The sequence below is a fragment of the Anaerotruncus sp. genome (genome assembly GCF_057433415.1).
Map to the genome: position 1 here is coordinate 1 of NZ_DBMDHH010000099.1, position 4,356 is coordinate 4,356.

Sequence of the window (4,356 nt, forward strand, 5' to 3'; positions counted from 1 at the left end):
GCGGGCGCTCCGCCCCGCGACCCCGGCTTGAGTCCGCTACGCGGACCCGGCCCTGCGGGCCGGAACTTTAAGCGGTATCCCCCGGGAGTACCTTGCCAAGACCCGCAGACTACCGCCACACCCCACGGGTACACCAGCTGAGGGCTCAATTCAGGTTGCGGGCGCACCCAACAGAGGAACAGAAGGCTCAGCCACAAAGGAGCGCCGCCCACCGGGCGGCGCTCCTTTGCGTTTTTGCCGTCGCATCTCCCCGAAAGCATTTCGGGCACGGTTCCGGAGGCTCGCCGGCAGAGGCATTGCGCCCGCGGCGCGGCGGCTGGCGGGGTGCTGTACACCCATCCGCTCATCCGTGAACCGGGCGCCGCAGGGGATTTGGCCGCAGGCCATCCTTATAGAGAATCCGGCCCGCAGGGCCGGGTCCGCGAAGCGGACTCAAGCCGGGGTCGCGGGGCGGAGCGCCCGCGAGCGGCCGTCGCGCGTAGCGCGCTCCGGGCGTAGCCCGGGCAGGCCGCCTAAGCCCCTCGTGCCCTTCTTTGGTTCCTTTCTTGGGCAAGCAAGAAAGGAACTCGCTGTCGGTCGACTACCGACAAACTGCGCCGCTCGATGTGCGGCAAATCCAAGCCCACCCCGGGGCGGGACCCGGCAAGCTGCGCCGCTCGCTGAGCGGCAGAAACAAAAAAGCCCCCGCATAGCGGAGGCTTTTGCTTTTGCGTGGTCGAAGGATTACAGCGCGCGCTGAATCTTATCGGAACGCAGGCAGCGGGTGCAGGCATAGATGTGGCGGGGAGTTCCGTCGACGATCGCCTTGACACGCTGGACATTGGGTTTCCAAGCGCGGTTGGAACGCCTGTGCGAATGAGAAACCTTGATTCCGAAAGTAACACCTTTACCGCAGATATCGCATTTTGCCATGTTCTGCACCTCCTCTATCATAAGAAAGATTTTACACCTGTATTGTAGGTCAACGTTAGTATTCTACCAGATTCGGCCTTTAAATGCAAGTGGTTTTTCGCAAAATTTTCGGGGAAAAGGCATGAAAAGGGAATTACCGGCAAATCCGCTTGTATTTCCACCCTGGAACAGGTATAATATACGAGCGGACGCGGCGTTTGACGCAAAGCGCCGCCACATTTTCGACGGGAGAACGCCATGCTGAACTGGGACATGCAAAGCTTTATCGTCACGCTGATCGTGCTGATGACCTCGATGCCGGTGCATGAGTGCGCCCACGCGTGGGCGGCCTATAAGCTGGGGGACGACACCGCGAGCTTACAGGGACGGCTGAACCTCAACCCGCTCGCGCATCTCGACCCGATCGGTTCGGTCATGCTGCTGCTCACCCAGCGGTACGGCTGGGCAAAGCCCACCCCCGTCAACCCCCGCAATTTCACCCGTAAAATTACGATGCGGGGCGGCATGGCCGTCACCGCCCTGGCGGGTCCGGTGTCCAACCTGCTGCTGGGGCTCGCGCTGCTGCTCGTCAATAAATTGGCGGTGCTCGCGCTCGGTTACGCGGGCCAGACGGACGCCGCCGTGATCGTCAGCTATATCCTGCTCATGATGGTCACGATCAACGTGTCGCTGGCGATCTTCAACCTTCTGCCCGTCCCGCCGCTCGACGGCTACCGCATCCTGGCCTATTTTATCCCCGCCAAGTGGGAAGCGCGGATCGCGCAGTACCAGCAGGTCATCTACATCGTCGTGCTGGTGGCGGTCTTCATGGGCGTGCTGAGCGTCCCGATGGGCTGGCTGACCCGCTGGATTCTCCGGTTCTTCGCCCTGATCACCCGGACACCCGAACTGCTTTACGTATGACGATGGAAAAACTGCTGTTTAAAACGGAGGAGTTCGAAGGCCCGCTCGACCTTTTGCTCTTCCTCATTCAAAAGCACAAGCTGGATATCTGCGACATCGAGATTTCCGCCCTGCTCGAGCAGTATCTGACCTATATCCGCTCGCTGGAGGAACAGGACCTCGAGGTCGCCAGCGAGTTCCTCGAGATGGCCTCCCGGCTCGTCTACATCAAGACGGTCATGCTGCTGCCGCGGCACGAGGAGGAGGGGCTCCAGCTCAAAACCGAGCTCCAGGGCGAGCTGCTCGAATACCAGGTGTGCAGGCAGGTGGCGGCCCAGCTCGGGGCGCGCAACAGGATGCATCTGCAATTTGTACGCGCGCCGGTGAAAATCGAGGCGGACAACACCTACCGCCTCACCCATCGGGCGGACGAGCTCTACGCCGCCTACCAGGACGCGGCCGGACGCGGCCGCCGGAGGCTGCCGCCCCCGGCGCAGGCGTTTTCGGGCATCGTGTCCCGGCGGGTGGTGTCGGTCGGAAGCCGCATCATCCACATTCTGAAATCCCTCTACCGCAGCGGACGCGCCTCCTACGAGAGCCTTTTCACGTCGAGCGGCGACCGCAGCGAGCTGGTCGCGACCTTTCTCGCGGTGCTCGAGCTGGTGAAGGCGCGCAGGATCACGGTGGAGGGGGACGAGGTGCGCTTCGACCGGTCGAAGCAGGAGCGCCGCGCGCCGGAGGGGGAACCTCCGGCGGTCTAGACTAACGCTGCCGCGGACGCGGCGGAACGGAGCCGTCACATGATCGACCTCATTCAAAAACAGATTCTTGCCATCCTCTTCGCGGGGGGCGACGCGGTGGAGCTCTCCCGCGTCGCGCAGGCGGTCGGCGCCGACGAGGAGACGGTCGAACGCCTGCTGCCCGGCCTGCGCGGGGAGCTCGACGACGCGGGGATGCCCTTCGAGCTGCTGCGGCTGGGGGACAGGCTTCAGCTTGCGACGCGGGCGGAATTCGCCCCCGTCATCCGGGAGGCGCTCGAGCTGCGGCGCAACATCCCGCTTACGCAGGCGGCGCTGGAGGTGCTGGCGGTCATCGCCTACAACCAGCCGGTCACCCGCGCGTTCATCGAACAGGTGCGCGGCGTCGAAAGCTCGGGGGTGGTCAACTCGCTGATCGACAAGGCGCTTGTCGAGGAGGCGGGGCGGCTGGAGCTGCCCGGCCGGCCGATCGCCTACCGCACGACGGCCAATTTCCTGCGCTGCTTCGGGCTGTCGAGCCTCGACGAGCTGCCCACCGTCCCCTCGGGGGAGGAGGAGGCGCTCCCGGTGCCCGACGACGTGCTCGAGGGGCAGGTCGCCTTCGGGGAGCTCGAACTCGCCGGCGACGACGCATAACAAGAAAGGGAGGCGGAGGATATGGCGGCGGTCGTGGGGCTTTCCATCGCGGGCGTGCTCGCGGCGGTCCTGCTGCTGCTCTGCATCCCCGTTTCATTCACGGCGGCCTACCGCACGGGGGAGCCGCCCGAAGCGTACCTGCGCTGGCTCTTTTTCACCATCGACCTGACGAAGGAGCCCAAGGAGCGCGGCGCCAAACGGAAAAAGCCCCCCAAGCCGCGGGAGGAAAAGCCCAAGGCCGCCAAAAAGCCGCTGGAATTTTCCGAGCTGCTCGGGGTGGTCGTCGATCTGCTCTCCTCCCTCCGGGGCGGGGCGGGGATGCTCGTCCGGAATTTCGTCTTCTACCGGATCCACCTCTATATGGTGGTGGCGGGGGAGGACGCCGCGGATACGGCGATGGCCTACGGCCGGGTCAACGCGGTGGTCTACACCGCCTATGCGCTCGCGCTCGGCTTCCTGCGCATTGAAAAGCCGGATATCCAGATCCGCCCGGATTTCACGGCGGAGGAGGGGAAGGTCGACTTCGCCGCGCGCGCGCGGCTGACGCCGCTCGTGGCGCTCGGCGCGGCCATCCGCATAGGGTGCGCGTTTTTGGTCAAAACCATGAGGAGAAAACATGCGCAGGAGCCCCCGGCCCCGGAGAAGGGCGCGCAGGGGAAAACCGGAGACTAACAGATCACAGGGAGGTCTTTTCGCTATGGGAAACAACAGCCATCCGATCAACGGGCTGATGGACAGCTCGCTGCAAAACCTGCGTTCGCTCGTCGATGCGGACACGATCATCGGCGAGGCGATCACCGCCCCCGACGGCACCATCATCATCCCGGTGTCCAAGGTCAGCTTCGGCTTCGTGTCGGGCGGCTCGGACATCCCCTCGTCCAAGCAGCCGGAGCTCTTCGGCGGCGGCGCGGGCGGCGGCGTGTCGGTACAGCCGCTGGCCTTCCTCGTCATCAAGGACGGCAGGGTCGACCTCCTGCAAATGAACGACAACAAGACGACCGCCGACCGGGTGGTGTCGATGGCGCCCGAGGTGATCGACAAGCTGGGCGCGCTCTTCCAGAAGAAGGAGAAGCCCGCCAGGGAAGCGAAAACCGCCGGGGACGACCCGCAGGCCGGGACGGAAATCCACATCGACCTGTAATGCGCCCGGAAAATCCCGCATAAAATG

At 64.4% G+C, this 4,356-nt stretch carries 6 protein-coding genes; 5 read left to right on the top strand and 1 reads right to left on the bottom strand.

What is annotated here, in order from left to right:
- Window positions 1–723: 723 nt before the first annotated feature.
- A complete protein-coding gene (rpmB, locus tag ACZO3G_RS14525; RefSeq protein ID WP_101548888.1) occupies window positions 724–912 on the bottom strand; it encodes a 50S ribosomal protein L28 in 189 nt (62 codons plus the stop codon).
- A gap of 237 nt (window positions 913–1,149) precedes the next feature.
- Here rpmB and ACZO3G_RS14530 point away from each other — a divergent pair, with 237 nt between their 5' ends.
- Genes ACZO3G_RS14530 through ytfJ form a run of 5 tightly spaced genes read left to right on the top strand, consistent with a single transcriptional unit; the run spans window position 1,150 to window position 4,329 of the window.
- Entirely contained in the window at window positions 1,150–1,815 is a 666-nt protein-coding gene (locus ACZO3G_RS14530) for a site-2 protease family protein (protein ID WP_276873735.1), read from the top strand.
- Entirely contained in the window at window positions 1,812–2,555 is a 744-nt protein-coding gene (locus ACZO3G_RS14535) for a segregation and condensation protein A (RefSeq protein WP_276873733.1), read from the top strand. The genes ACZO3G_RS14530 and ACZO3G_RS14535 overlap by 4 nt, the downstream gene beginning before the upstream one ends.
- A gap of 39 nt (window positions 2,556–2,594) precedes the next feature.
- Complete coding sequence (scpB, locus tag ACZO3G_RS14540) at window positions 2,595–3,188, top strand: SMC-Scp complex subunit ScpB (RefSeq protein WP_101548894.1); 594 nt, start codon at window positions 2,595–2,597, stop codon at window positions 3,186–3,188.
- A gap of 21 nt (window positions 3,189–3,209) precedes the next feature.
- Window positions 3,210–3,860, top strand: coding sequence for a DUF2953 domain-containing protein (locus tag ACZO3G_RS14545; RefSeq protein ID WP_276873729.1), 651 nt, complete (start codon window positions 3,210–3,212; stop codon window positions 3,858–3,860).
- A 25-nt stretch (window positions 3,861–3,885) separates the two neighbouring features.
- Window positions 3,886–4,329, top strand: coding sequence for a GerW family sporulation protein (gene ytfJ / locus ACZO3G_RS14550; protein WP_101548898.1), 444 nt, complete (start codon window positions 3,886–3,888; stop codon window positions 4,327–4,329).
- Window positions 4,330–4,356 lie beyond the last annotated feature (27 nt).

Coding starts and splice junctions, on each gene's coding strand:
- rpmB (WP_101548888.1), bottom strand. CDS start 912: ATGGCAAAATGCGATATCTGCGGTAAAGGTGTTACTTTCGGAATCAAG.
- ACZO3G_RS14530 (WP_276873735.1), top strand. CDS start 1,150: ATGCTGAACTGGGACATGCAAAGCTTTATCGTCACGCTGATCGTGCTG.
- ACZO3G_RS14535 (WP_276873733.1), top strand. CDS start 1,812: ATGACGATGGAAAAACTGCTGTTTAAAACGGAGGAGTTCGAAGGCCCG.
- scpB (WP_101548894.1), top strand. CDS start 2,595: ATGATCGACCTCATTCAAAAACAGATTCTTGCCATCCTCTTCGCGGGG.
- ACZO3G_RS14545 (WP_276873729.1), top strand. CDS start 3,210: ATGGCGGCGGTCGTGGGGCTTTCCATCGCGGGCGTGCTCGCGGCGGTC.
- ytfJ (WP_101548898.1), top strand. CDS start 3,886: ATGGGAAACAACAGCCATCCGATCAACGGGCTGATGGACAGCTCGCTG.